The sequence below is a fragment of the Amycolatopsis sp. SID8362 genome (genome assembly GCF_010550475.1).
In the GTDB taxonomy this organism is placed as follows: domain Bacteria; phylum Actinomycetota; class Actinomycetes; order Mycobacteriales; family Pseudonocardiaceae; genus Amycolatopsis; species Amycolatopsis eburnea.
The window spans coordinates 1-1,891 of sequence record NZ_JAAGNB010000207.1 but is presented as its reverse complement, the minus strand read 5'-3'; the positions used below and the strand labels follow the sequence as shown (position 1 = coordinate 1,891).

General features: G+C 72.9%; 2 protein-coding genes. One reads left to right on the top strand and one right to left on the bottom strand.

Going from position 1 to position 1,891, the window contains the following annotated elements; all coding sequences use genetic code 11:
• Positions 1–33: 33 nt before the first annotated feature.
• The gene (locus G3I65_RS07435; protein WP_160695427.1) at positions 34–807 is read right to left on the bottom strand and encodes a helix-turn-helix transcriptional regulator; all 774 of its coding nucleotides are present in this window, start codon (positions 805–807) and stop codon (positions 34–36) included.
• A 65-nt stretch (positions 808–872) separates the two neighbouring features.
• Between G3I65_RS07435 and G3I65_RS07430 the strand changes: the two genes are divergently transcribed.
• Complete coding sequence (locus G3I65_RS07430) at positions 873–1,796, top strand: LLM class flavin-dependent oxidoreductase (protein WP_160695426.1); 924 nt, start codon at positions 873–875, stop codon at positions 1,794–1,796.
• Positions 1,797–1,891: the final 95 nt, after the last annotated feature.

Sequence of the window (1,891 nt, the reverse complement as noted above, 5' to 3'; positions counted from 1 at the left end):
GGTGCTGTGGGCGGGCGCGGAACTGCTGGTGGGTCACACGACGGCGCTGGTCATCTGAAGCCGTTCCGCGGTTTCGGCGTCCGCGGGCAGGAACGTCTCCAGCTTCAGCTCCGACACCGTCACGTCCGCCGCCGTCGCGAACGTGGTGATCGCCGTGATCAGCCGCAGCTCGCCGACCGAGCTGTCCAGCCGGACCGGCACCGCGAACCCGAGGTGCTCCGGCCCGGGCGCGGCCGGCGGGGGCAGGTACCCCTCCAGCTCCGCGAGCTGGGCGGCCAGCCGGTCGTCGGGGATGCGGGCCAGGTCGTTGCGGAGGCGCTCGAGGATGTGCCGCGCCCAGTCGTCGAGGTTGCGCACGCGCGGCGCCATCCCGCGCGGGTGCAGCGCGAGCCGCAGCGTGTCGACCGGTTCCCGGAGCAGCTCCGGCGCGACGCCTTCGGTGAGCAGCGTGAAGGCGTCGTTCTTCGCGACCAGCACGCCGTAGCGGTCGACGACGATCGCGGGGTAGGGGCGGTGGCCGTCGAGCAGCCGGCGCAGGCCGTCGAGCACCGGCCGGATCGCCGGGTCGTCGAGCCGCGTCTCGGGGTACGACGGCGCGAAACCCGCGGCGTGCAGGAGGCCGTTGCGCTCGCGCAGGGGCAGTTCGAGCGACTCGGCGACGCGCAGCACCATCGCGCGGCCGGGGAGTGAGCGCCCGCTCTCCATGAAGCTCACGTGCCGCTGCGTCGTCCCGGCCCGCAACGCCAGGTCGAGCTGGCTGAGGTGCCGCCGCGTGCGCCAGTCCTTGAGCGCCGTCCCGAAGTTCACGGGTCCATCTTCCCCATTCCCCGCGGGGAATTGAGCGGTCCCCCGGATTCGGCGAGGGTTCGGCCATGACGAAATACGGCTTGGTCGTCCCGACCTACCAGCCCATCCTCGACGCCGGGCGGACCGCGCCCGAGCTGGTCGATGTCGCCGTCGAAGCGGAGCGCCTCGGTCTCGACTCGGTGTGGGTCGGCGACACCCTCGCGCGCGCCCCGCTGGACGCGTTGACCGTTCTCTCCGCCTTCGCGGCCCGGACCTCGCGGGTGACGCTGGGGACGTCCGCCCTGCTCCCGGCGTTGCGCGACCCGATCCAGACGGCGAACCAGCTGCTGTCGATCGACCTGCTCAGCGAAGGCAGGCTCACGGTGGCGGTCGGCGCCGGGTTCGCCGGGCGCAGCGAGCCGGAGTTCGCGTTCGTAGGGGTGCCCTGGGAGCGACGGCGTGCCCGCTTGGACGACATCGTGGGCCTGTGGCGGGCGGCGTGGCGCGGCGAGAAGTCGTTCCACGGCGAAGTGCTGCACCACGACTCCCTGCCCGCGTACCCGTTGCCCGCGCGGGACGGCGGCCCGCCGGTGTGGCTGGCCGCGTACACGCCGGGGGCGCTGGAGCGGATCGGCCGGCTCTACGACGGCTGGCTGCCGTACCCGCCGGACCCCGCGGACTACGGGTCCGGCCTGGCCCGGATCCGCGCGCGGGCGACGCGGCCGGTGACCCCGGCGCTGTTCGCGACGGTCCTGGTCGAGGACGACCCGGTGCGCGGCCGCGAATTGCTGGAGGAGTACTGCCGGCGCAACTACGGGATGCCCGCCGACTTCGTCCAGGGCATCCAGATGCAGGTCACCGGGAGCGCCGCGGAGGTCGCGTCGAAGCTGCGGGAGTACGAAGGCGCGGAGCACTTCCTCCTGCGTATCGCGAGCACCGAACCGGAGGTGTTCGACGGGCAGCTGACCCGGGTCGCGGAGGTGGTGGAACTGCTGCGCGACCAGCCGTGATCGAAAACTTGTCGGGGGTGGCACGTAGGCTGGGAACGTGACCGAAGCTCCACTGTCCGGACTCCTCACCGCCATCCTTCCCGACCCGGCCCTGC